This is a genomic window from Pseudomonas sp. Y39-6 (assembly GCF_023651955.1).
Classification (GTDB): domain Bacteria; phylum Pseudomonadota; class Gammaproteobacteria; order Pseudomonadales; family Pseudomonadaceae; genus Aquipseudomonas; species Aquipseudomonas veronii.
The window spans coordinates 1-24105 of record NZ_CP069594.1 but is presented as its reverse complement, the minus strand read 5'-3'; the positions used below and the strand labels follow the sequence as shown (position 1 = coordinate 24105).

The following is a 24105-nucleotide window of genomic DNA, read 5'->3' as shown; positions in this document are numbered from 1 at the left end:
GCGCAAAGCACGCATTCTAACCGGCGTTGGCCAAGTCCGCGTAACGGTCGCAGTCCTGGGTGTGGTCCATGACCATGCCCGAGGCCTGCATGAACGCGTAGCAAATGGTCGGCCCGACGAAGGTGAAACCGGCTTTTTTCAGCGCGCGGCTCATGGCCTCGGCTTCGGCGGTAATCGCCGGGACTTCGCTGCGGTCCTTGAAGTGATTGACCTTGGGCACGCCGCCGACAAACGACCACAGCAGCCCCACCGGGTCCTCCAGCGCCAACCAGGCCGCGGCGTTGCGGCGGGTGGCGTTGAGCTTCAGACGATTGCGCACGATGCCTGGGTCGAGCATCAACGCTTCGATCTCGGCATCGCTCAGCCGCGCCAGGCGCTGTGCATCAAAACCGAACAAGACCTTTCGATAATGCTCGCGTTTGCGTAAAACGGTGATCCAGGACAGGCCCGCCTGGAACCCTTCGAGCAAAAGTAACTCGAACAAACCCTGCGCATCGCGCAGCGGCGTTCCCCACTCCTGATCGTGATAAGCCATGTACAGCGGATCTTCAGAACACCAAAAGCAGCGTGGCATAAGGCTCCAGGGGATGGTGGCGCGGCCGAATCGGGTATACTCCCGCTCTTTAAATCGCAGCCCAAGTAACAGGTGAATTTCGTGAGCCAGCCTACGCCAGCCGTGCGTACCTTCCAAGACTTGATCCTCGCCCTCCAGCAGTACTGGGCCGAGCAAGGTTGTGTGGTACTTCAGCCCTACGATATGGAAGTAGGCGCCGGCACTTTCCACACCGCTACATTCCTGCGGGCCATCGGCCCGGAAACCTGGAACGCCGCTTATGTGCAGCCCAGTCGGCGCCCGACTGACGGCCGCTACGGCGAAAACCCGAACCGTCTGCAGCATTACTACCAGTTCCAGGTGGTATTGAAGCCGAACCCGGACAACTTCCAGGAGCTGTACCTCGGCTCGCTGAAACATGTCGGCCTCGACCCGTTGGTCCACGACATCCGTTTCGTCGAAGACAACTGGGAATCGCCGACCCTGGGCGCCTGGGGCCTGGGCTGGGAAGTCTGGCTGAACGGCATGGAAGTCACGCAGTTCACCTACTTCCAGCAAGCGGGCGGCATCGAGTGCTACCCGGTGACCGGCGAGATCACCTACGGTCTCGAGCGCCTGGCCATGTACCTGCAAGGCGTGGATTCGGTCTACGACCTGGTGTGGGCAGACGGCCCGTTCGGCAAAGTGACCTACGGCGATGTGTTCCACCAGAACGAAGTGGAGCAGTCGACCTATAACTTCGAACACGCCAACGTCGAGAAGCTGTTCGAACTGTTCGACTTCTATGAAAGCGAAGCCAAGCGCCTGATCGAACTGGACCAGCCGCTGCCGTTGCCGAGCTATGAAATGGTGTTGAAGGCGTCCCATACCTTCAACCTGCTGGACGCCCGCCGCGCCATCTCGGTGACCGCGCGCCAGCAATATATTCTGCGTGTTCGCACCCTGGCGCGTTCCGTCGCCCAAGCCTACCTGCTGGCTCGCGCCAAGCTGGGCTTCCCGATGGCAACCCCGGACCTGCGTGATGAAGTGTTGGCTAAGCTGGAGGCTGCACAATGAGTGCTCAAGATTTTCTGGTTGAACTGGGCACCGAAGAGCTGCCACCCAAGGCACTGAACACCCTGGCCGATGCGTTCCTGGCCGGTATCGAAAAAGGCCTGCAAAGCGCCGGCCTGAAGTTCGAGGCGAAAAAAGTCTACGCCGCGCCGCGTCGCCTGGCGGTGTTGCTGACCGCGCTGGAAACCCAGCAGCCGGATCGCAGCATCAACCTCGACGGCCCGCCACGCCAGGCCGCTTTCGACGCCGAAGGCAACCCGACCCAAGCAGCGCTGGGTTTTGCCAAGAAGTGTGGCGTCGAGCTGAGCGAGATCGACCAGAGCGGCCCGAAACTGCGTTTCAGCCAGGTCATCAAAGGCAAGCCGACTGCCAGCTTGTTGCCGACCATCGTCGAAGACTCCCTGAACGACCTGCCGATCCCCAAGCGCATGCGCTGGGGTGCGCGCAAGGAAGAGTTCGTGCGTCCGACCCAGTGGCTGGTGATGCTGCTCGGTGACCAGGTCATCGATTGCACCATCCTTGCCCAGAAAGCCGGCCGCGATTCCCGTGGTCACCGCTTCCACCACCCGCAAAGCGTGCGTATCACCGCGCCGGCCAACTACCTCAACGACCTGCGCGCCGCCTATGTGCTGGCCGACGCCAACGAGCGTCGCGAGCTGATCAGCAAGCGCACCGAAGAGTTGGCCCGCCTGCAGGAAGGCACCGCCATCGTGCCGCCAAGCCTGTTGGACGAAGTGACCGCCCTGGTTGAATGGCCGGTGCCGCTGGTGTGCTCGTTCGAAGAACGCTTCCTCGATGTACCGCAAGAAGCGCTGATCACCACGATGCAGGACAACCAGAAGTACTTCTGCCTGCTGGACGTGGACGGCAAATTGCTGCCGCGCTTCATCACCGTGGCCAACATCGAAAGCAAGGACCCGCAGCAGATCATCGCCGGTAACGAAAAAGTCGTGCGCCCGCGCCTGACCGACGCCGAGTTCTTCTTCAAGCAAGACAAGAAGCAGAAGCTCGAAGACTTCAACCTGCGCCTGCAAAACGTGGTGTTCCAGGAAAAACTCGGCAGCGTCTACGACAAGGCTGTGCGCGTGTCCAAACTGGCCGCCTACATTGCCCCGCGCATTGGCGGTGACGCTGCCTGGGCTGCGCGCGCTGGCCTGCTGTCCAAGTGCGACCTGGCCACCGAGATGGTCGGCGAGTTCCCGGAAATGCAAGGCGTTGCCGGTTACTACTACGCCCTCAACGACGGCGAGCCGGACGATGTCGCCCTGGCCCTGAACGAGCAGTACATGCCGCGCGGTGCTGGCGCCGAGTTGCCGAGCACCCTGACCGGTGCGGCCGTGGCCATTGCCGACAAGCTGGATACCCTCGTCGGGATCTTCGGCATCGGCATGCTGCCTACCGGCAGTAAAGACCCGTATGCCCTGCGCCGTGCGGCCCTGGGCGTGCTGCGGATCCTGATCGACAAGAAGCTCGACCTCGACCTGACCCAGGCCGTGGTGTTCGCGGTCGGCCAGTTCGGCGGCAAGGTCAAGCAAACCGGCCTGGCCGAGCAAGTGCTGGAGTTCGTGTTCGACCGCCTGCGTGCGCGTTACGAAGACGAAGGCGTGGACGTTTCGGTGTACCTGTCGGTACGTGCCCTGCAACCGGGTTCGGCGCTGGACTTCGACCAGCGCGTGCAAGCCGTGCAGGCCTTCCGCAAACTGCCGGAAGCCGAGGCCCTGGCCGCCGTGAACAAGCGCGTGTCGAACCTGTTGAGCAAGGCCGACAACCTTGGCAATGCCGATGTCGACCCAGGCCTGTTCGCCGATGCCAAGGAGTTCTCGCTGAACTCGGCCATCGCCAAGGCGGAAAATGCGGTGAAACCGTTGATCGCCGAACGCAACTACGCCGAAGCACTGGCGCGCCTGGCTACCTTGCGCGAGCCGGTGGATGCGTTCTTCGAAGCGGTGATGATCAATGCCGAAGATGCCGGCGTGCGGAAAAACCGCTACGCCATGCTGGCGCGTCTGCGCGGTCTGTTCATCAACATCGCTGACATTTCCGTATTGGGCTGATCATGTTGAAACTGCTGATTCTCGATCGGGACGGGGTGATCAATTACGACTCCGACGCTTACATCAAGTCGGTGGAGGAATGGATCCCACTGCCCGGCGCGATCGAGGCCATCGCGCAGTTGAGCAAGGCCGGCTGGACGGTGGCCGTCGCCACCAACCAGTCCGGCATCGCCCGCGGCTACTACGACATCGCAACCCTGGACGCCATGCACGCGCGCTTGCGCACGTTGGTGGCGGAGCAGGGCGGTGAGGTGGGGCTGGTGGTGTACTGCCCCCACGGGCCGGATGAGGGCTGCGATTGCCGCAAACCCAAGCCTGGCATGTTGAAAACTATTTCAGAACATTACAACGTGCCCCTGGCTGGGCTATGGTTCGTCGGGGACAGCCTCGGTGACCTGGAGGCGGCCAAAGCCGTCGACTCTCAGCCAGTTTTGGTAAAGACCGGGAAAGGCGAAAAGACCCAGGCGAAAAACCTGCCGGTAGGCACCTTGATTTTTGACGATCTGGCGGCGGTTGCCGCAGAACTTATCAACAACTAGCCGCCCTCGACTGCCTGACCAAGGACTGTTCGGGAGTGCGCCTTCAACAGGCGGGCTGTGTCCCGCAACGGTAAATGCCGCCATGTCGATTTTGCAGGCCATCAGAACCTTCTTCTTTTACCTGCTGTTGGGCACCAGTTCGTTTCTCTGGTGCACCCTGAGCTTTTTTATCGCGCCTTTTCTGCCGTTCAAGGCGCGCTATCGCTTCATCAACGTCTATTGGTGCCGCTGCGCGCTGTGGCTGACCAAGGTGTTCCTGAACATCCGCTTCGAGGTCAAGGGCGCGGAAAACGTCCCGGATCAGCCCTGCGTGATTCTGTCGAACCACCAGAGCACGTGGGAGACGTTCTTCCTCTCGGCGTACTTCTCGCCCCTGAGCCAAGTGCTCAAGCGCGAGCTGCTGTATGTGCCGTTCTTCGGCTGGGCGATGGCGATGCTGCGCCCGATCGCCATCGACCGCGACAACCCCAAGGCGGCGCTCAAGCACGTGGCCAAAAAGGGCGACGAGCTGCTCAAGGACGGCGTCTGGGTGCTGATCTTTCCGGAAGGTACACGTGTGCCCTACGGCACCGTCGGCAAGTTCTCACGTGGCGGCACGGCATTGGCCGTCAACGCCCACCTGCCCGTGTTGCCGATTGCACATAATGCCGGCAAGTACTGGCCAAAAACCGGTTGGGCAAAACGTGCAGGCACCATCACCGTGGTGATCGGGGAACCGATGTACGCCGAAGGTGAAGGACCGCGTGCAATTGCCGCACTGAATGACCGCGCCGCCGCCTGGAATGAAGCCCAGCAACGCGCCATGGGTTCGCTGCCGCCGGAGCCGGTGGCGGTGGACACGCCGGTGGCCTGAGCATCTGTGGATAACCTGTGTACGGTTTGTTGGCAAAATGGCATTTTCTCTTCATAACAAGATGATTTTATTAGATATTTCCTGAACTCATAAAAATACTAAAAACGTGCATAAGTTTTTTTTGGATAAAAAAACCGGTCCTTGAGACCGGTTTTTTATACACAGCGCAAAAGCACGTGTTGTCAGTCTTCCAACTGGGGCAGCTGCAGGGTGAATGTGGTGCCCTTGCCCACCACGCTTTCGCAACAGATACGGCCACCGTGCCGCTCCACAACGGCCTTGACCATGGTCAGGCCCAACCCAAGGCCTTCGCTACCCTGGGCAGAATCGAAGCGGCGGTACTGGCTGAACAGTTCCGGCAAGTCCTTTGCCGCAATGCCCGGGCCCTGGTCGCTGATGCGACACTCCAGCCAACCTTGCGCGCTGCCGTGGCTCAACCTCACGGTGGTGCCGGCCGGCGAGTATTTGATCGCGTTCTCCAGCACGTTGAACAACGCGCGGGTGAGCAGGGATTGATCGGCCGACACCATGCCTTCATCCGCTTCATCCAGGTCGTGGATCAACTGGATGCCCTTGAGCTGCGCAATCACCGCCACCTGATCGAACGCATCCATCACCAGCATGGCAAACAGGCTTGGCTGGAAGTGGTAGCCGTCAGCCTCGGCTTTCGCCAGTTGTACGAATGATTCGGTGAGGCTCAAGGCGCGTCGAACCTGCTGCTCGATCTGGGCAAACACCGGCGACTCCGCGTTATGCACATCCAGCAACGCGAGGATCGCCGAGTGCGGCGCGCGCAGGTCGTGGGACAGGAAGCGCAGCATGGTTTCGCGGTGTTGCTGGGCTTCGCGCTCCTTGCTCAAGTCGGTCAGGCTGAGCAGCCAGCCGAGGGCGACATCGCCTTCGGCGGGCAGCAAGGGTGCGATTTCCATGCGCAGGCTGCGTTGGTGGATGTCCCGGAACTCGACGATTTCCAGGGCGGACAAGGCAGGGCGCACGCCGTTATGCAGGGGTGGATAACCCAGGTCGGCGAGCTGCTCGAGCAGGTTTTGGTTGACCAGATCATTGCCGAATACGTCGCGGGCAATACGGTTGGCCAACAGGATGTTGCCCCGCGGGTCGGTGATCAGGGTCGCCACCGGGAGGCATTCGAGGCCATCGGCCATGAAGCGTCGGGTGTCACGGGTGCGGCTGACGGCCTGCTCCAGGGCAAAGATGCGCCCTTGCAACACATCGCCTTTGTTCGCGGGCGCTCGGCGGCGTTCGGGCAGCACCTTGGGTTCGTTGTCCAGGCGCGCCAGTTCCCAGCCAAAGTAGGCAAGGATCACGCTCAGGCGGCGCCAGTTCCAGATCAGGTAGCTGAGCAACATACCGATCAGGCAGGCCGCGGGCGACCACCAATGGCCAAGGCGTAACAGCGCCCACGCGCCGAGCAACGCGCCGGCCATGCAACCCAAGGTCATCCACAGCGCGTAACGTGGGCGGTACAGCAAAAGGCCGAGCAACAACGCCACCCAGGCCGTGGCGATCAGTGCCGCGAGCCAGCCGGGGAGGTCGACAATGCTGCGCTCCTGCAGCAAGCCGTTGAGCACATTGGCCTGGATTTCCACACCGGCGGTGGTATCCGGAGTGGAGGAGAGCGGCGTCACAAAACGGTCCCCCAGCCCATAGGCGCTGGCGCCCACCAGGATCAGGCGGTCGCGCAGCAATTCGGCCGGCACTTCGCCGTGCAATACGCTGGCGTAGGACACACTGGGAAACCCATGCGGCTCAGACGTGGACGGGACGCGAACTCTATATTCCCGATGCCAGCGCAGACTGTTGGGTTGTTCGCTGCGTCCAGGCATTTGCGCGGTTTGCCCGCTCAACGTATACGCCAGCCATGCCAACTGCGGCAGGGTGTTCCCAGGCGGGCCTTCACGCAGATACAGGCTGCGGACGGCACCGTCGCTGTCTGCTTCGACGTTGATATGGCCCAGCCCCTTGGCGCAATTGAGCAGCGGCAACAGCTGTTCGCCCGGCTGGCTCGCGCCGCCATCGCGTTCCAGGGGAAGCAAAACATTCCCAGCGTTGCACACGGCATTGGCCAGGCGCTGGTCATCCGTGGCGTTGCGCGGCTCACTGAAGATCACATCGAACAAGATACCCGCGGGTTGGGCAGCGCTCAGACGGTTGATGACGTCGGCATGCAGGCTGCGCGGCCATGGCCATTGGCCGAGCTTTTTCAGGCTCTGGTCATCGATGGTCACCAGCAAAATGCGCGGATCGACCGGCAGAGGGGTCAGGCGGCGCAGGCCGTCATACAGCGGATTATTGAAGGCCAGGCCCGCACTTGAGGACAAATATGCAGTAAAGGGCAGCAACACCAGGCCAATCCACAGCCACTCCCGAAACAGGCCATGGAACAACAACTGCGCCTGGGTGGGCTGGCGTTTTTCGGCCTTGCGCCACAGCATCACAGGGCGACCGCCAGGAACCCGCACCGCTGCTGAAAATGGACAGTTGAAGATGTCATAGACCCGGTTTCTCCCTCCAGGTGGTGCGCGGTGTGGTGCTGAACCCAGTGAAGCTCATTTTGATCGCCCCGGGGGTTTTCCTGAATGCGTTCGTTGAAACATACCGTACATCGGGGCGCAGTATCAGCTACCCGCACGGCTATGCAATGCCAGCGGCACTGATCCTTTTCCTTACGCACGGGAGTCGGTATCTTTCCCCCTGAGTCGCATGGTTTTTCAAAGCGTTAACGGCCCTTTGATATCAGCGTACCGAGAGATCCAAAGGGTCGTTGAATCTGAGCACAATTCTTCAGATTCAATGACTGGCATCTGCGCAGCAAGGACGCCCGCTCTTCGACCGGCCGACAGCTGAAATATTTCCAAGTAGAAAGGACCCACCCATGCGTGTCGCAATACTGGATGACGAACCCGCTGAATTGCAGCGGGTGGAACAGACACTGCGACAGATCCCCAGCAACCTGGAACAGCCCTGGTCTGTGCATTGCTTCGAACGCGGTGAAGACCTGCTGCGCCAACTGCGCCGGGAAACCTTCGACCTGCTGATCCTCGACTGGCAGTTGCCCGACATCAGCGGCATCGCCTTGCTGCGCTGGACCCGTGAACACATGGAATCGCCCCCGGCCGTGATCATGCTTACCAGCCGCGATGCCGAAAGCGATATCGTCACCGCCCTGAACAGCGGCGCCGACGATTACGTCAGTAAACCCTTTCGCCCGAATGAACTCAAAGCCCGGGTCAACGCCGTCCTGCGCCGCCACGGTCTGCAAAAGTCGGCGACGTCTGAAGTGCAAAGTTTCAACGACCTGACCTTTGACGACGCCGAACTGACCGTCACCCGTGCGGGCAAACCGATCAACCTGACCGAACGCGAATACCGCCTGGCCAGCTGCCTGTTCGCCAACCTGGCGCGGCCGTTGTCTCGCGAGTATCTGTATGAGCGGTTCTGGAGCCATGAAGAAATGGTCTCGTCGCGGCCGCTAGACACACATATCTATCGGCTGCGGAACAAGCTGGGGTTAACCGCGGATCGGGGTTGGCAGTTGTTGACGATCTATGGATACGGCTACCGCTTGGAGAGTGTGGCGGCCGCTTCAGCGGGTTAAAAATGCCGATGTTCCACGTGGAGCATTTGGCTTTATTGATGCAGAGAGACGTGGCGGCTATCCAAATACGGCCGCATCAATGCCTCGAACCACTCGTGGAACACATCCAGTCGCTGCGAACGCTGCCGGCGGTGCGGGTAGAGCAGGGATACCGGCATCGAAGCGGCACAGTAACTCGACATGACCTCCACCAGTTGTCGTGAGTCCAGCAGGTGTTGGACGTCGAAGCGCGGGATCTGGATCAACCCCAACCCTGCAAGGCAGCAAGCGATATAGCTTTCGGCATTGTTCACGATCACCCGGCTCGGTACGTCGAACCGCTGCACGCTGCCGTCGCCGGACAGGTATTCCCAAGGCAGTTCCTTGCCCGACTTCGGCGACGCATAGCCGATGGTCCAATGTCCATCGAGTAGCTGCGCAGGCTGCTGAGGCTCTCCATGCTCAAGCAAATAGGCCGGGCTCGCACAATTGATCAAGGCAATCTGACCCAGCGGCCGCACCACAAGACTGCTGTCATGCAGCGCGCCAACGCGCACCGCGCAGTCCACACCTTCCTGCACCAGATCGATGGCCCGGTCGGTAGAACCCAAAATCAATTGAAGCAGGGGATGACAACGCAACAGGCCGGGCAGCGCTGGCGCAATGACGCGGCGGGCAATGCGGCTGGGCACATCGATGATCAGCCGGCCGGAGACTTGCCGCTGGCTGGCCTGGAATAACTGGTCGATGTCTTCGACGTTGCACAACACCGGGCGCACACGGCTGAGCAATTGCTCCCCATCGGGTGTCAGCCGTACCTGCCGCGTCGTGCGATGCAGCAGGCGCACGCCCAGTTGAGCCTCTAACTGCTGGATGGCCGCAGACACCGACGCTCGTGGCATCTCCAGCGCGTTGGCAGCTTTGATGAAGCTGCCCATCTCGGCCACTTTGGCGAATACGCGGTACTGGTCGAATCTGTCCATGTATCTGCCCTGCCGATGGTCCCGACGTCAGCCTGCCCAGGAGCGCCTGCTCTGCGTCGATTGTACGGCGCCCCAGCAGCGGATGGCGACGAAGATCACACTGCGGATAATGGATTTACTTGGTGGTGTACCCACCATTGATGAGAATGGTCTGGCCGGTGATCCACCAGCCGTCACTGACCAGATGGCGAATGAAAGGCACCACATCCTCGATGTCGGTCAGGCCTGTTTTGCTGAACGGCGAGAGCGCGGCGGCGGTCTTGTGATAGGCCACCGCGTCGGCGCCTTCGGCCGGGTAGAAGAACGGCGTATCCATCGGCCCCGGACCGACCGCTGTCACCGAAATACCGCGCGCGCCCAATTCCTTGGAGGCCGCTCGGGTGTAGTGTTCGACCGGCGCCTTGGTGCCGGCATAGGCGGCATAGAACGGCGTGAAGGCGCCCAGTAGCGACGTCACTATCGTGCAGATCTTGCCATGGTCGTTGAGGTGCTTGCCCGCCTCCTTGAGGAAGAAGAAAGCGGTCTTGGAATTGACCGCGCTCATCTCGTCGTATTCGGCTTCACTCACCTCGGCCATCGGCTTCTTGAGCACCTTGCCAACGGTGTTGATGGCGATGTCGGGTGTGCCGACCGCGGCGATGGTATCGGCGAACAACCTCTCAATGGCGCCGGCCGTCGTCAGATCCCCCTGCAGCGCGACGGCCTGTGCGCCGCTGGCCTGAACGGCGGCAACCGTGGCATCGGCATCAACCTTGGACGCGGCGCTGTTGTAATGGATCGCGACAGCCTTGGCACCCTGTGCGGCCATATCACGGGCGATGAGACCGCCAAGGTTCTTCGCGCCACCCGCGATGAGAACGACTTTGCCTTTAATGGAATGGTCTGCCATGGAGAATCTCCTTCACGAATCGATGGAGAATCGAGATTAGGCCGCTTCAACGCGGCGATAAACCGTGGATGACTGGATGAATAATCCAGAAAAACACCCCAATCAGGCAGATTGGAGCGGGGAAGGTCACGTAATAAAAACCCGGATCGAATGCAAAAAAAGCCCGCGATTTGACGGGCTCTTTTCGTGATGTTCAGCTAATCGGTGAGGATTAGCCGAACCATCTATGTGTGCAACTCCACGGAGGGCCTGGAATGCTTGGGAAGACGCAGACGGGAGCCTCTTACTCCTCAGATGCCACCAGTCGCACACCTTTACGGGTGACCTGTTGCCCGACTTCAAAACGCCCATTGGGTGAGCGCACCGTACTAATCTCGCCTTGCGCGTTTTTCACTTCATAAGCGGTTTCAGACTTGCCAATGCCTCCTTGCACCGCACTGCCGGCGAAAAATCCGCCAGCTGCGCCGACTAATGCTCCAATCGGGCCACCTACCGCGCCAACCATCATTCCGGTCAAAACGCCGACCCCCTTGCCGGCGGTTGTGTCGGGGACTACACGGATTATCTGGTCTGCCTGGCATAGCGGAGACAGCAGTGTACACAGGGTGAAACTGAGCGCGATGGTACGAGTCATGAGATTGTCCCTTTGGGGTTTGCGTTAAGTTCATTACCTAATACACAAACCGGGCCAACAATTTTATTGTTTAATATCAACTAGTTAAATAACAACACTGTCATTATGACCTAACTCGAAAAAGGTCATAATGACAAAGGAATAGTCAATATGACTTCCTATCGCCGGTTGAGGCAATTTGTTGAAGGGAGGGGTTGAACAGCGCTCAACGCTCTACAGAGCCGCTATGCGTCATGAGCGAAGATCGAGTTGTTGCACTTGAGATAGCGTTGAAACGGTGATGGCGATCGACAGAAATAATGGAATTGATATTGATCAACTATGCAGACAATCAATTGGCGCGATAATCGCAACGGCGCAATGACCTGGGCTCTAACGTTCAAACCCCACATTGAGGGCCCAGGTTATCTGGAATCAAAAAGGCAGCGGCAGGGGGAGGGCGACGGCATTCAGATGGCCCAGGAAGAGAAAGCCCGAAACCAATACCGCGTTGATCGACCAGGCCACCGTGAGGAAACGAGCGATCTGACCGTAGAGGGGGTCACTGACATTATCCGCATTGCGCCATACCGCATTGAGCATGCACGCGGTGTAGGCCACAAAACCCAGCAGCATTAGACCAAACAGGGAGGGTGCAACTTTGTTGAAGGCGACCAGAATCAGGCCAAACAGTACATTGCTGAGCACCACCCCGTAGAGCCAGAACACCACCCACAGCGCAGTGCTGCCCTGCGAGTTTACCCACTGCTGAAGCTTACTCATCACAACCCCCTGGCTAGCTAATAGCCGATTTTCCCTATAAGCCCGTACAGACTTCACCCAAGTGATGCCGACGTAGGGACGTCGTGCATGGTTTCAGTCTAGCGGGTATTTCCTACATGTCCCGACCGAGTACAAGTAGGCCGACAAACCTTGCTTCCTTGTTTCCGGGTTCTCAGCGGGACGGGTTTATGGAGTAAACGATGGACAAGAAATCGCTACCGGATTGGGATCCCAGGTCTGAAGCCGTATTAAAGGATCAGACGACAGCCTATGACGACATGCGCCACCGTTGCCCGGTCGCACACAGTCAATATGGCTATACGTCGTTATTCAGGCATGCGGATGTGCTGCGCGTACTTAACGATCATGAAACCTTCAGTAATGCCGTCTCGCGTTTCCCCGCGGTCCCCAACGGAATGGATCCGCCCGAACATACGGCGTACCGGAACCTCATCGAGCGTTATTTCAGCCCGGAGCATATGGATGCCTTTGCGCCGACGTGCCGTGACATAGCGGTTCGTCTGGTGCAGGCATTACCGGATGAAGGCCGTGCAGAACTGATCGGCGAATTTGCCCAGATCTTTGCGTTGCAGATCCAGTGTGCCTGGCTGGGTTGGCCGGCGGATTTTCATGAACCGCTGCGCCTGTGGACGCTGAAGAATCACTCGGCCACGCTGTCCCGAGACGAGGCGGCCCTGAGTGCCGTGGCCCTTGAGTTTGACGGTTACATCAAGGATCTGCTGGACGTGCGCCGTACCGCTGGCGCTGCTGCATCGCATGACATCACGACCCTCTTGCTACGCGATCAGTCCTTGGGAAGGCCCCTGACGGACGACGAGATCGTCAGCATTCTACGTAACTGGACAGTCGGCGAACTCGGAACCATTTCCGCCTCGGTCGGCATTCTTGCGCACTATCTGGCGACCAACTTCGGGTGGCAGCAGCGATTGCGCGAACAACCCGCGCTGTTACCTGTCGCCATTGATGAAATACTGCGTATTCATGCGCCACTGATCATGAACCGTCGGGTGACTACGAAAGAGGTCACGCTGGGCGGGCGCACGCTGGCGAAGGGTTCGCGTATTGCCCTCAACTGGGCGTCCGCCAATCGGGACGAAGCGGTCTTTGGAGATCCCGATGAATTGCGCCTCGATCGCGATCCCGAGCTGAACCTGCTCTATGGCGCCGGCATTCATGTCTGCCCCGGTGCGCCGCTTGCCAGACTGGAGCTACGGATCGTGATGGAGGAACTGCTTGGACGCACCAGCCGGATTACGCTGGCGCCGGATAAAGAACCAGTGAACGCGTTTTTCCCTGCCGGCGGGTTTTCTTCTCTACACCTGCAGATTCAGAAACCGCCGTCCCAACCGCTGGGCGCCGGCCTTCCCCCCGAGATCCGATAGCGTTTTATGCTGGACAGCTTGGCGGCGAGGGCGACATGTGGGTCAGCATGACTGACCTGCATTGAGCCCTGATCGGCCGCGAGTGTTATTTCAAACCGAGCCGCTTCGCCAGTCGGTGCAGGTTGGCCACATCCATATCGAGCATTCGCGCACAGGCAGACCAGTTATCTGCGCAATTTTTCAGCGTGCTTTCAATCAGCTGACGCTGGAAGCTATCCGTCGCGTCCCGTAGGCATTGGCCAACGCTGCTGGAAGGAACATCCACAGCAACAGGCTGTATTGCCAGCTGTTCGGGTACTTGATTGAAATGCTGTGCTTCCAGCAGCAGCTCTTCACTTTGCTGGGTCGCACGAGCAAGGATTGTCGCTCGATAAACAGCATGCTCCAGTTCGCGAACGTTTCCTGGCCACGAATACTGCTTGAGCAACGACAGGCAACCGGCAGCCAGCGCCACCCGTTGCAATCCCATGCGTACCCGGCTCTGCTCGCAGAAAAAACCCGCTAGCAATGTGATGTCCTGCCCACGCTCACGCAGTGGCGGCACATGCACAGGGAACACGCTTAAACGGTGGAACAGGTCGACCCGGAAGCGATTGTTCAGCACCTCCTGCTTCAGGTCACGATTGGTCGCGGCAAGCACTCTTACGTTGACCCGCAAGACGGTATCGTCACCAACCCGTTGCAGGTCGCCGTATTGCAATACCCGCAGCAGTTTTGCTTGCAGGCTCAGCGACAGTTCACCGATTTCGTCGAGGAACAGTGTGCCGTTATCGGCCATTTCGAACTTCCCGGTGCGATGATGGATCGCCCCGGTGAAGGCACCTTTGACATGGCCGAACAACTCACTCTCAGCCACTGACTCCGGCAGCGCAGCGCAGTTTAGATAGACCACAGGGTGACTGGCGCGTGATGAACCTTCATGTATCGCCTTGGCGACCAGTTCCTTGCCGACCCCGGTTTCTCCAGTGATCAAAACGTTCAGGTCGGAACCTGCCACCATTTCGATCTCTCTTTTCAACTGTTGCATGACCTCGCTGAGCCCGACCATTTCGGTGCCGGGTTTGCCCGCCGGGACATGACTGATGGAGAGAGGCGTAATGGTCTGACTCTCGAGTTGCTCGACCAGCAACGCATTGGTCAAGGCAGCAGAAGCGAGGGCGCCCACCAGTCGCAGCTCTTCGTCGCTGAAGTGATCAAACTGTGCCGGGTCCATGCCATCGATCGTCAGCGCGCCAATCAGTGTCTGGTCCGCGAACAACGGTAACCCGATGCAGGCATGTACTTTGAGGTCCTGCCGGCTCGGGATCAGGCCGTCATAGGGATCAGGCAAATGACTCTCTGCCGGAAAGCGCACCACGTCACCGGCGCGGGCGATGGCTTCCAGACGTGGATGTGCATCAAGGCTGAAGCGGCGCCCCAGAACATCCGGTGCCAGGCCATCGATCGCCAGCGGACGGAACAGTCGCTGTTCATAACGTAACAAGGCAGAGGCGTCGCAACCCAGCAATTGGCGCAGGGTATTGATCAGACGTTGAAAACGGTCCTGATGGGAAATGCCGCTTTGCAGCTCAATAGCGATGCGTGCCAGGGATTCAACGGAGAGACTCATGGTTTGTCACTTTGACAATGAATTAGTCATAAAGACAATAGTCGGGCAATGTCATATTGACAATCATTGTTTTATTTTTCCTTTTAAATCAACTAGTTATTATGTGGCACGAAGGTTGCCATCTTCGGTGTAGAACATCATTTCTATACCGAGGTAGGTCATGTCAATTCACGTCAAAAACAACATTCATTGGGTCGGTCAGCGCGATTGGGAAGTGCGGGACTTTCATGGCACAGAATACAAATGCCACAAAGGTAGCAGCTATAACAGCTACCTGATCCGTGAAGAAAAGACCGTACTGATTGATACGGTTGATCACAGGTTCAGTCGGGAGTTCATACAGAACCTGGCGATGGAAATCGACCTGAACACGCTGGACTGTATCGTCATCAACCATGCGGAAGAGGACCATGCAGGAGCGCTGACAGAGTTGATGTCGCTGATCCCGAATACGCCGATCTATTGCACCGCCAATGGCGTGGACTCGATCAACGGTCATCACCATCATCCCGAATGGAATTTCCACGTCGTCCATACCGGCGACACCCTGGATGTCGGCAATGGCAAACAGCTGGTTTTCGTGGAAACCCCGATGCTGCATTGGCCGGACAGCATGATGACGTACATGACCGGCGATGCCGTTCTGTTCAGTAACGACGCCTTTGGCCAGCATTACTGCGACGAACACCTGTTTAATGATGAAGTGGATCAAAACGAACTGTTCGAACAGTGCCAACGCTACTACGCCAATATCCTCACCCCCTTCAGTCGCCTGGTCATTGCCAAGATTACCGAGATCCTCGGTTTCAACCTGCCGGTCGATATGATTGCCACCGCTCATGGCGTGGTGTGGCGTGATAATCCGACGCAGATCGTGCACCGCTATCTGGAATGGGCGGCGGACTATCAGGAGGATCGCATCACCCTGTTCTACGACACCATGTCGAACAACACCCGCATGATGGCCGATGCCATCGCGCAGGGTATTCACGAAGTCGATCCAGGTGTGGCGGTGAAGATTTTCAACGTCGCGCGCCACGACAAGAATGAGATTCTGACCAACGTGTTCCGCTCAAAAGGCGTTTTGGTGGGCTCGTCCACCATGAACAACGTGATGATGCCGAAAGTCGCCGCGCTGCTGGAGGAAATAACCGGGCTGCGTTTTCGTGACAAAAAGGCTTCGGCGTTTGGCAGTTACGGCTGGAATGGCGGGGCGGTAGACCGTATCCAGACGCGCTTGATGGACGCTGGTTTTGAAACCACATTGGCGCTCAAAGCCAAGTGGCGGCCGGACGGCGAGGCGCTTGAGGTTTGCCGGGCTCATGGCCGCGAAATCGCTCGGCAATGGGCGCTGCATCCATCGACGGCTGCACATGTCGCACCCGCTGCAGCCACCGCAACTGCCCAGGCAGACCCCATCGCGGACAACGGCCTGCGCATGCGCTGCAGTGTCTGCCAATGGATTTACGACCCCGCGATCGGCGAGCCGATGCAGGATGTGCAGGCCGGTACGGCCTGGTGTGATGTGCCTGATTACTTCCTGTGCCCTGAATGTTCAATGGGTAAATCCGTGTTCGATGAGCTGCCTTCGGAGGCGACATGAACCGGGAAATCGTCATTGTGGGCTCCGGCTTCGCGGCTCGTCAGGTGGTCAAGAACTTGCGCCGGCTCGATGCGGCGGTGCCCATTCGATTGATCGCTGCAGACAGTTGCGATGAGTACAACAAGCCCGACCTGAGTCACGTCGTCAGTCTCAATCAGACCGCAGACGACATGACTCGCCAGCCTGCAGCAGAGTTTGCCGAGATGTATCGGTTGACCCTGAACTCGTGCTGCCAGCTCACTGCGATTGATCGCGAAAACCAGCGTGTTAGCGCCGGGAATGAGGCATTCAGCTACGACCAACTGATTCTCGCCACGGGGGCGCAAGCCATGGTTCCGCCGATTCCCGGGCGGGAGTGGATGGTGACGCTGAACAGCCAGCAGGAATACCGTCATGCACAACATGCACTGCGGGCTGCACAGCGCGTACTGATCCTCGGGGCCGGCTTGATTGGCAGTGAACTGGCGATGGACATCAATCGTGCTGGAAAGCAGGTGGTGCTGATGGACAAGTCCTGCAGCCTGCTCGCATCGTTGCTTCCTGTTGAGGTGAGCAGCCGCCTGCAGCACCGGTTATGCCAGATGGGTGTGGAAATGCTGTTTAACCAGGCGTTGGTATCCATTGAAAAGAGAAACGATGGCCTGTTGGCGACGTTGTCCAACGGCCGACACATCAGCGCCGATGTGATCGTTGCCTCAATTGGGTTGAAACCCGATACGACGTTAGCCACACAGGCTGGCTTACGAGTGGACCGTGGCATTGAAGTTGATGAACGCATGTGCACCTCTGACCCACGCATATTCGCCGTTGGCGATTGCGCGCAAATCCAGGGCAAGCTACTGCCGTTTCTGCAACCTATTCAGGTAAGCGCCATGACCCTGGCGCGTAATGTGCTGGGTGGGAATGAGGAAGTTAAGTTCCCGGCGATGCTGGTGAAGGTCAAGACACCGGAAATGCCGCTGCACCTGGCCGGAGAAACCAGCCGCAAGGACTTGCAATGGCAGATCAGCCTTGAGGCACAGGGGCTGATAGCCAAAGGTCTGGACATGGCAGGGCAGCTACGTGCGTTCGTCGTCAGTGAAGACCAAATGAAGCAGGCCTTTACACTATTACGGCAACTCTCGCTGTGAATCCAATTGGCAGAGCTCTCGCGCGTTCCTGGACATACGGGCAAAAAAAAGGCCAACCCGCAGGGGTTGGCCTTTTTTGTAGCGCGGCGAAAGCAGCATAGTGTGAACGTCAGCTGCTTTTGTGAGTTCCTACACCCGATCAGAAATCCAGGTTAGACACCGCCAAAGCATTGCTCTCGATGAAGTCACGGCGAGGCTCGACCGCATCACCCATCAGCGTGTTGAAGATCTGGTCTGCGCCAATGGCGTCTTCGATGGTCACGCGCAGCATACGGCGCTGAGCGGGGTCCATGGTGGTTTCCCACAGTTGATCCGGGTTCATCTCGCCCAGACCTTTGTAGCGCTGGATGGTGTGACGCTTGGTGCTTTCGGCCATCAGCCAGTCAAGGGCTTCCTTGAATTCCCTGACCTGCTTCTTGCGTTCGCCACGTTGGATATAAGCGCCGTCGTCCAGCAGGGTGCTCAGTTGTGCGCCCAGGGTGACCACGGTTTTGTAGTCGTTGCTGCCGAAGAAGTCGCGGTTGAAGGTGACGTAGTTGGACAGGCCGTGGGAGATCAATTCGACCTCGGGCAGCCACACGTTACGTTCACGGTCTTCGCGCAGGCTGGCTTTGTACACCAGGCCGGATTTCTCGACGGTGCGCAGACGCACTTCGTACTGGGCCAGCCAATCCTGCATCGCTGCGTGATCGCCCAACTGCTCCAGGCTCACGGCCGGCAGGTAGATGAAGTGCTCGGTCAGCTCCTGAGGGTACAGGCGCGACAGACGCTTGAGCGTCTTCATGACCATGCGGAAGTCGTTGACCAGACGCTCCAGCGCCTCACCGGAAATGCCCGGTGCTTCTTCGTTCAAGTGCAGGCTGGCGTCTTCCAGGGCCGACTGCGTCATGTACTCTTCCATGGCGTCGTCGTCTTTGATGTATTGCTCTTGCTTGCCCTTTTTGACTTTGTACAACGGCGGCTGGGCGATGTAGATGTAGCCGCGCTCGATCAGCTCCGGCAACTGACGGAAGAAGAAGGTCAGCAGCAGGGTACGGATGTGCGAACCGTCGACGTCAGCATCGGTCATGATGATGATGTTGTGATAGCGCAGCTTGTCGATGTTGTATTCGTCGCGGCCGATACCGCAGCCCAACGCCGTGATCAAGGTGCCGACTTCCTGGGAGGAAATCATCTTGTCGAAGCGTGCTTTCTCGACGTTGAGGATCTTACCCTTCAGCGGCAGGATGGCCTGGGTGCGACGGTTACGGCCCTGCTTGGCGGAACCGCCAGCAGAGTCACCTTCCACCAGGTACAGCTCGGAGAGGGCAGGGTCCTTCTCCTGGCAGTCAGCCAGTTTGCCCGGCAGGCCGGCGATGTCCAGCGCGCCTTTGCGGCGGGTCATCTCACGGGCTTTACGCGCGGCTTCACGGGCACGCGCTGCGTCGATCATCTTGCCGACAACCAGCTTGGCTTCGTTCGGGTTTTCCAGCAGGAAGTCGGAGAAGTACTTGCCCATCTCCTGTTCCACGGCGGTCTTCACTTCGGAAGACACCAGCTTGTCTTTGGTCTGGGAGCTGAACTTAGGGTCCGGTACTTTCACCGAAATAATCGCAGTCAGACCTTCACGGGCATCGTCACCGGTGGTGGCAACTTTGTGCTTCTTGGCCAGGCCTTCGGCTTCGATGTAGGTGTTCAGGTTACGCGTCAGCGCGGAACGGAAACCCACCAGGTGAGTACCGCCGTCGCGCTGCGGAATGTTGTTGGTGAAGCACAACAGGTTCTCGTTGAAGCTGTCGTTCCACTGCAGGGCGATTTCCACGCCGATGCCGTCTTCACGCTGGACGTTGAAGTGGAACACCTGGTTGACCGGAGTCTTGTTGGTGTTCAGGTATTCAACGAACGCACGCAGGCCGCCTTCGTACTTGAACAGCTCTTCCTTGCCGCTGCGCTCATCCTTGAGGACGATGCCGACACCGGAGTTGAGGAAGGACAGTTCACGAATCCGCTTGGCCAGAATGTCCCAGCTGAAGTGGATGTTCTTGAAGGTTTCGTCAGAAGGACGGAAGTGAATCTGGGTACCGGTAGTTTCGCTTTCGCCAACAACCTTCATCGGTTCCTGCGGAACACCGTGAACGTAGGTCTGCTCCCAAATCTTGCCGCTGCGACGCACGGTCAGCACCAGCAATTCGGAGAGGGCGTTTACTACGGAAACACCTACGCCGTGCAAACCACCGGATACTTTGTACGAGTTGTCGTCGAACTTACCGCCAGCGTGGAGCACGGTCATGATGACCTCTGCCGCCGAAACGCCTTCTTCTTTATGCACGTCTACCGGAATGCCACGACCGTTGTCGCGCACGGTGATGGACTCATCCGGGTGAATGATAATGCTGATGTCGTCGCAGTAACCGGCGAGAGCTTCGTCGATGGAGTTGTCGACCACCTCGAACACCATGTGGTGCAGACCGCTACCATCATCGGTGTCGCCAATGTACATACCGGGACGTTTGCGTACGGCATCCAAACCTTTCAGCACTTTAATGCTGGTCGAGTCGTACGTGTTTTCTTCGCTCATGCCTTCACTCCCGATGGTCGTGGGTCTGGGTGATACGGCCTTGTTCCACGTGGAACAAAGCGACTGGCGTTTCCGTCTGCCAGCCTTCCCTCAATAATTCGTGGTCTACACAGGTGATAAACACCTGGCAGCGTAAGTCTTCCAACAAGCGGCATAACGCTCGGCGGTGTTGCTCGTCGAGTTCTGACGGCAAATCATCCACCAGATAAATACATTGACCGCGCCGGGCCTGGCTAACCAAATGCCCTTGGGCGATACGCAATGCACATACCACCAGCTTCTGCTGGCCGCGGGACAAGATATCCGCGGCATTATGTGCGCCTAACCTAAGACGCAAATCAGCGCGCTGGGGGCCGGCCTGGGTGTGGCCGATTTGCTGATCCCGCTGCAAGGACGTGGCGAGCACTGCACTCAGTTCACGCTCTTTGTCCCAACCGCGGTAGTAGCTCAGCGTCAGCCCTTCGAGGTCCAACAGCTCACTCAAGGTCTGCTCAAAGACTGGTTTCAAGGCTTTGATATAGGCGCGGCGGTATTCATCTATTTCGTCGCTGGCCAGGCACAGTTCCCGGTCCCAGGCTGCTTGCGACGCGGCGTCAAGTGTACCATGCCGCAGCCATGAGTTCCGCTGCCGCAAGGCCTTCTGCAGGCGCTGCCAAGTGGCCATGAAGCGCGGTTCCACGTGGAACACTCCCCAATCGAGGAACTGCCGACGGATTTTCGGCGCGCCTTCGAGCAAACGGAAACTGTCGGGGTTGATCAGTTGCAGCGGCAGGATTTCCGCCAACTGCGCCGCGCTGCGAGCATTTTGCCCGTCGATGCGGATCTGAAACTCGCCCCCGCGATCACGGGATATCCCCAGGCTGCTGTGGCCGCCTTCAGCCAACTCGACCTGGCCAAACACCGTACACGCCAGTTGTTCGTACTGAATCACCGGCAACAGGCGGGCACTGCGGAAAGACCGGGCAAGCCCCAACAAATGGATGGCTTCCAGCACGCTGGTTTTGCCACTGCCGTTGGCGCCATGGAGGATATTGATGCGGGGGGAGGGGGAGAAGGTCACCGGGTGCAGATTGCGCACCGCGGTGACCGAGACGCGACTGAGGGACATCTAGCTTCTGCTGAGCATGATTACAGACGCATCGGCATAACAACGTAAGCCGAGTCATCGTTATCGGATTCTTGCACCAGCGCACTGCTGTTGGAGTCGGACAGAATCAGGCGAACCTGTTCGGTGGTCATCACACCCAGTACGTCGAGCAAGTAGCTCACGTTGAAGCCGATTTCCAGCGAACCGCCGTTGTAGTCGACGCCCACTTCTTCTTCCGCTTCTTCCTGTTCCGGGTTGTTGGCCTGGATTTTCAGTTGGCCGTTGGCCAATTGCAGGCGAATACCCCGGTACTTTTCGTTGGACAGAATCGCAGTACGGCTGAACGCCTCACGCAGGGCCTGACGATCACCGACCACCAGCTTGTCGCCACCCTTGGGCAGTACACGCTCGTAATCCGGGAACTTGCCGTCAACCAGCTTGGAGGTGAAGGTGAACTCGCCAGTGGTGGCGCGGATATGATGCTGGCCCAGGACGATGCTGACAATACCGTCCGGCTCGGTGAGCAGACGCGCCAGTTCAAGGATACCTTTGCGCGGCACGATCACCTGATGACGGTCCGGCTGACCGATATCGGCCTTCATCGAACACATGGCCAGGCGGTGACCGTCGGTGGCCACGGCGCGAATAATGCCTTCCGACACTTCCAGCAACATACCGTTGAGGTAATAGCGCACGTCCTGCTGGGCCATGGCGAAGCTAGTGCGCTCGATCAAACGACGCAGTTTGCTTTGCTCCAGGCTGCAGGTCAGCGAACCCGGGCCTTCTTCCACAGTCGGGAAGTCATTGGCCGGCAAGGTCGACAAGGTGAAGCGACTGCGGCCGGCCTTGACCACCAGCTTCTGCTCATCGACCTTGATGTCGATCAGCGCGTCGTTGGGCAAGCTTTTGCAGATATCCATCAGCTTGCGCGCGGGCACGGTGATCTCGCCAGGTTCAGCGGGCTCTTCCAGCTGAACGCGACCCACCAGTTCGACTTCCAGGTCGGTGCCGGTCAAGGACAATTGCTGGCCCTCGACAACCAGCAATACGTTAGAAAGCACCGGCAAGGTCTGTCGGCGCTCGACGACGCCTGCGACCAGTTGCAGGGGTTTCAACAGGGCTTCGCGTTGAATGGTGAAGTGCATGGTCTAGTCCCTTGCCTTAATAAGCTGCGCTGGTGTCATCAAGTAGTCAGTGTACGCAGCAGGTTCTTGTAGTCCTCGCGAATATCCGCGTCGGATTCCTTAAGCTCGTTGATCTTGCGGCATGCGTGCAAGACCGTGGTGTGGTCGCGACCACCGAAGACATCGCCGATTTCCGGCAGGCTGTGGTTGGTCAACTCCTTGGAGAGTGCCATGGCCACCTGACGCGGACGTGCCACCGAGCGCGAACGGCGCTTGGACAGCAGATCGGAAATCTTGATCTTGTAGTACTCGGCCACGGTGCGTTGGATGTTATCCACACTCACCAGTTTGTCCTGCAGAGCCAGCAGGTCTTTCAGGGATTCGCGAATCAGCTCGATGGTGATGTCGCGGCCCATGAAGTGCGAGTGCGCGATGACCCGCTTGAGCGCGCCTTCCAGCTCACGCACGTTGGAGCGAATGCGTTGGGCGATGAAGAACGCGGCGTCGTGGGGCAGATCGACTTTGGCCTGATCGGCCTTTTTCATCAGGATCGCCACGCGAGTTTCCAGCTCCGGTGGCTCGACCGCTACGGTCAGGCCCCAGCCGAAGCGCGACTTCAAGCGTTCTTCCAGGCCTTCGATTTCCTTCGGGTAGCGGTCGCTGGTCAAGATGACCTGCTGGCCGCCTTCGAGCAGGGCGTTGAAGGTGTGGAAAAACTCTTCCTGGGAACGTTCCTTGCGCGCGAAGAATTGAATGTCATCGATCAGCAAGGCATCCACGGAACGGTAGAACCGCTTGAACTCGTTGATAGCGTTGAGCTGCAAGGCCTTGACCATGTCAGCCACGAAGCGCTCCGAGTGCAGGTACACGACCTTGGCATTCGGGTTCTTCTTTAATAGATGGTTACCCACCGCGTGCATCAAGTGCGTCTTACCCAGGCCAACGCCACCATAAAGGAACAGCGGATTGTAACCGTGCTTGGGGTTGTCGGCGACTTGCCAGGCGGCCGCGCGGGCCAGCTGGTTGGATTTACCCTCGACGAAGTTCTCAAAGGTAAAGGTGCGGTTCAGGTAGCTGGTGTGCTTGAGCGCGCCTTCGACCTGCACGGTGCGCTGCTCGGCGCGAACCGGTGCTTGCTGGGAACTGGCACCCGCCATCGGATCGAAGCTGTCGCGGGACGGCTCTTCATTGGCCGGCGCGTTTTTCTGGGCCGACGATTTCGAAGGCGTCGGCGCGGGAGCCGGCGCGTGGTTGACCGGAGCCGTCACCGCCTGGGCTTGCGACGCGGCAGCCGCCAATGGCGCATTCGGCGCAGCGCGAGGCGCGGAGCTACGTTTGCTGCCTATTAATAAGGAGAGCACGGGCGCGAGGCCGTTGCCATGTTCATCGAGCAATTCGAGAACGCGGCTCAGGTACTTCTCGTTGACCCAGTCGAGAACAAAACGGTTGGGTGCGTAGACGCGCAACTCGTCGCCTTCGGCTTCGACCTGTAGCGGACGGATCCAGGTGTTGAATTGCTGGGCAGGCAGCTCATCGCGCAAAAGCTCTACGCACTGCTGCCAAAGTTCCACTGACACGGATATCCCCTAAGTTGAAAGCCGGTGAGGCAAAAACAGCCGCCATTGTAGCGGTCGGCCGCCCACTTATCCACATGTAGGTTGCGCACAGGCCAGCCAA

19 protein-coding genes are annotated in these 24105 nt (G+C 58.8%); 8 read left to right on the top strand and 11 right to left on the bottom strand.

Annotated elements, in window-relative coordinates; all coding sequences use genetic code 11:
* Window positions 1-16: 16 nt before the first annotated feature.
* Window positions 17-574, bottom strand: coding sequence for a DNA-3-methyladenine glycosylase I (locus JN756_RS00095; protein WP_017848961.1), 558 nt, complete (start codon window positions 572-574; stop codon window positions 17-19).
* Window positions 575-655: 81 nt separating this feature from the next.
* On the opposite strand from JN756_RS00095, the gene glyQ reads away from it, so the two are divergent.
* The 4 genes from glyQ to JN756_RS00075 all read left to right on the top strand — a co-directional run bounded on the left by glyQ (window position 656) and on the right by JN756_RS00075 (window position 5052).
* The gene (gene glyQ, locus JN756_RS00090) at window positions 656-1609 is read left to right on the top strand and encodes a glycine--tRNA ligase subunit alpha (RefSeq protein WP_003213601.1); all 954 of its coding nucleotides are present in this window, start codon (window positions 656-658) and stop codon (window positions 1607-1609) included.
* Window positions 1606-3660 (top strand): glycine--tRNA ligase subunit beta, encoded by a 2055-nt coding sequence (gene glyS / locus JN756_RS00085; RefSeq protein WP_046381564.1) that lies wholly within the window; start codon window positions 1606-1608, stop codon window positions 3658-3660. Before glyQ ends, glyS begins: the two co-directional genes overlap by 4 nt.
* A complete protein-coding gene (gmhB, locus tag JN756_RS00080) occupies window positions 3660-4199 on the top strand; it encodes a D-glycero-beta-D-manno-heptose 1,7-bisphosphate 7-phosphatase (RefSeq protein ID WP_169850580.1) in 540 nt (179 codons plus the stop codon). The genes glyS and gmhB overlap by 1 nt, the downstream gene beginning before the upstream one ends.
* Window positions 4200-4281: 82 nt before the next feature.
* The gene (locus JN756_RS00075) at window positions 4282-5052 is read left to right on the top strand and encodes a lysophospholipid acyltransferase family protein (protein WP_017848958.1); all 771 of its coding nucleotides are present in this window, start codon (window positions 4282-4284) and stop codon (window positions 5050-5052) included.
* A gap of 182 nt (window positions 5053-5234) precedes the next feature.
* Here the strand turns inward: JN756_RS00075 and JN756_RS00070 are convergent, their stop codons facing one another.
* Window positions 5235-7508 carry a CHASE2 domain-containing protein gene (locus tag JN756_RS00070; RefSeq protein ID WP_201021675.1) on the bottom strand — a complete coding sequence of 758 codons (2274 nt, stop codon included), beginning with the start codon at window positions 7506-7508 and terminating at the stop codon, window positions 5235-5237.
* Between the two features lie 437 nt (window positions 7509-7945).
* Between JN756_RS00070 and JN756_RS00065 the strand changes: the two genes are divergently transcribed.
* On the top strand, window positions 7946-8668 hold the full coding sequence (locus JN756_RS00065; protein WP_017848955.1) for a response regulator transcription factor: 723 nt from the start codon (window positions 7946-7948) through the stop codon (window positions 8666-8668).
* Window positions 8669-8700: 32 nt separating this feature from the next.
* Here JN756_RS00065 and JN756_RS00060 read toward each other — a convergent pair whose 3' ends face one another.
* From JN756_RS00060 to JN756_RS00045, 4 genes are all read right to left on the bottom strand, one after another.
* Window positions 8701-9630 carry a LysR family transcriptional regulator gene (locus JN756_RS00060; protein ID WP_046381567.1) on the bottom strand — a complete coding sequence of 310 codons (930 nt, stop codon included), beginning with the start codon at window positions 9628-9630 and terminating at the stop codon, window positions 8701-8703.
* Between the two features lie 115 nt (window positions 9631-9745).
* Window positions 9746-10519, bottom strand: coding sequence for an SDR family oxidoreductase (locus JN756_RS00055; RefSeq protein ID WP_046381568.1), 774 nt, complete (start codon window positions 10517-10519; stop codon window positions 9746-9748).
* A gap of 283 nt (window positions 10520-10802) precedes the next feature.
* Window positions 10803-11153: a hypothetical protein gene (locus JN756_RS00050; RefSeq protein WP_046381569.1), complete on the bottom strand. Its 351-nt coding sequence runs from the start codon at window positions 11151-11153 to the stop codon at window positions 10803-10805.
* Window positions 11154-11567: 414 nt separating this feature from the next.
* On the bottom strand, window positions 11568-11915 hold the full coding sequence (locus JN756_RS00045) for a hypothetical protein (protein WP_017848951.1): 348 nt from the start codon (window positions 11913-11915) through the stop codon (window positions 11568-11570).
* 200 nt (window positions 11916-12115) lie between these two features.
* On the opposite strand from JN756_RS00045, the gene JN756_RS00040 reads away from it, so the two are divergent.
* A complete protein-coding gene (locus JN756_RS00040) occupies window positions 12116-13318 on the top strand; it encodes a cytochrome P450 (protein WP_057004921.1) in 1203 nt (400 codons plus the stop codon).
* A gap of 85 nt (window positions 13319-13403) precedes the next feature.
* Here the strand turns inward: JN756_RS00040 and norR are convergent, their stop codons facing one another.
* Window positions 13404-14927: a nitric oxide reductase transcriptional regulator NorR gene (norR, locus tag JN756_RS00035; RefSeq protein ID WP_201021674.1), complete on the bottom strand. Its 1524-nt coding sequence runs from the start codon at window positions 14925-14927 to the stop codon at window positions 13404-13406.
* 160 nt (window positions 14928-15087) lie between these two features.
* Here norR and norV point away from each other — a divergent pair, with 160 nt between their 5' ends.
* Both norV and norW read left to right on the top strand, forming a co-directional pair.
* Window positions 15088-16530 (top strand): anaerobic nitric oxide reductase flavorubredoxin, encoded by a 1443-nt coding sequence (gene norV / locus JN756_RS00030; RefSeq protein ID WP_017848948.1) that lies wholly within the window; start codon window positions 15088-15090, stop codon window positions 16528-16530.
* On the top strand, window positions 16527-17660 hold the full coding sequence (gene norW, locus JN756_RS00025) for an NADH:flavorubredoxin reductase NorW (RefSeq protein WP_017848947.1): 1134 nt from the start codon (window positions 16527-16529) through the stop codon (window positions 17658-17660). Before norV ends, norW begins: the two co-directional genes overlap by 4 nt.
* A gap of 139 nt (window positions 17661-17799) precedes the next feature.
* Here norW and gyrB read toward each other — a convergent pair whose 3' ends face one another.
* Genes gyrB through dnaA form a run of 4 tightly spaced genes read right to left on the bottom strand, consistent with a single transcriptional unit; the run spans window position 17800 to window position 24005 of the window.
* A complete protein-coding gene (gene gyrB / locus JN756_RS00020; protein WP_201021673.1) occupies window positions 17800-20217 on the bottom strand; it encodes a DNA topoisomerase (ATP-hydrolyzing) subunit B in 2418 nt (805 codons plus the stop codon).
* A 4-nt stretch (window positions 20218-20221) separates the two neighbouring features.
* Window positions 20222-21325, bottom strand: coding sequence for a DNA replication/repair protein RecF (gene recF / locus JN756_RS00015; RefSeq protein WP_010565854.1), 1104 nt, complete (start codon window positions 21323-21325; stop codon window positions 20222-20224).
* A 20-nt stretch (window positions 21326-21345) separates the two neighbouring features.
* Window positions 21346-22449 carry a DNA polymerase III subunit beta gene (dnaN, locus tag JN756_RS00010; RefSeq protein WP_017848945.1) on the bottom strand — a complete coding sequence of 368 codons (1104 nt, stop codon included), beginning with the start codon at window positions 22447-22449 and terminating at the stop codon, window positions 21346-21348.
* Between the two features lie 38 nt (window positions 22450-22487).
* The gene (gene dnaA, locus JN756_RS00005) at window positions 22488-24005 is read right to left on the bottom strand and encodes a chromosomal replication initiator protein DnaA (protein ID WP_026140277.1); all 1518 of its coding nucleotides are present in this window, start codon (window positions 24003-24005) and stop codon (window positions 22488-22490) included.
* Between the last annotated feature and the right edge of the window lie 100 nt (window positions 24006-24105).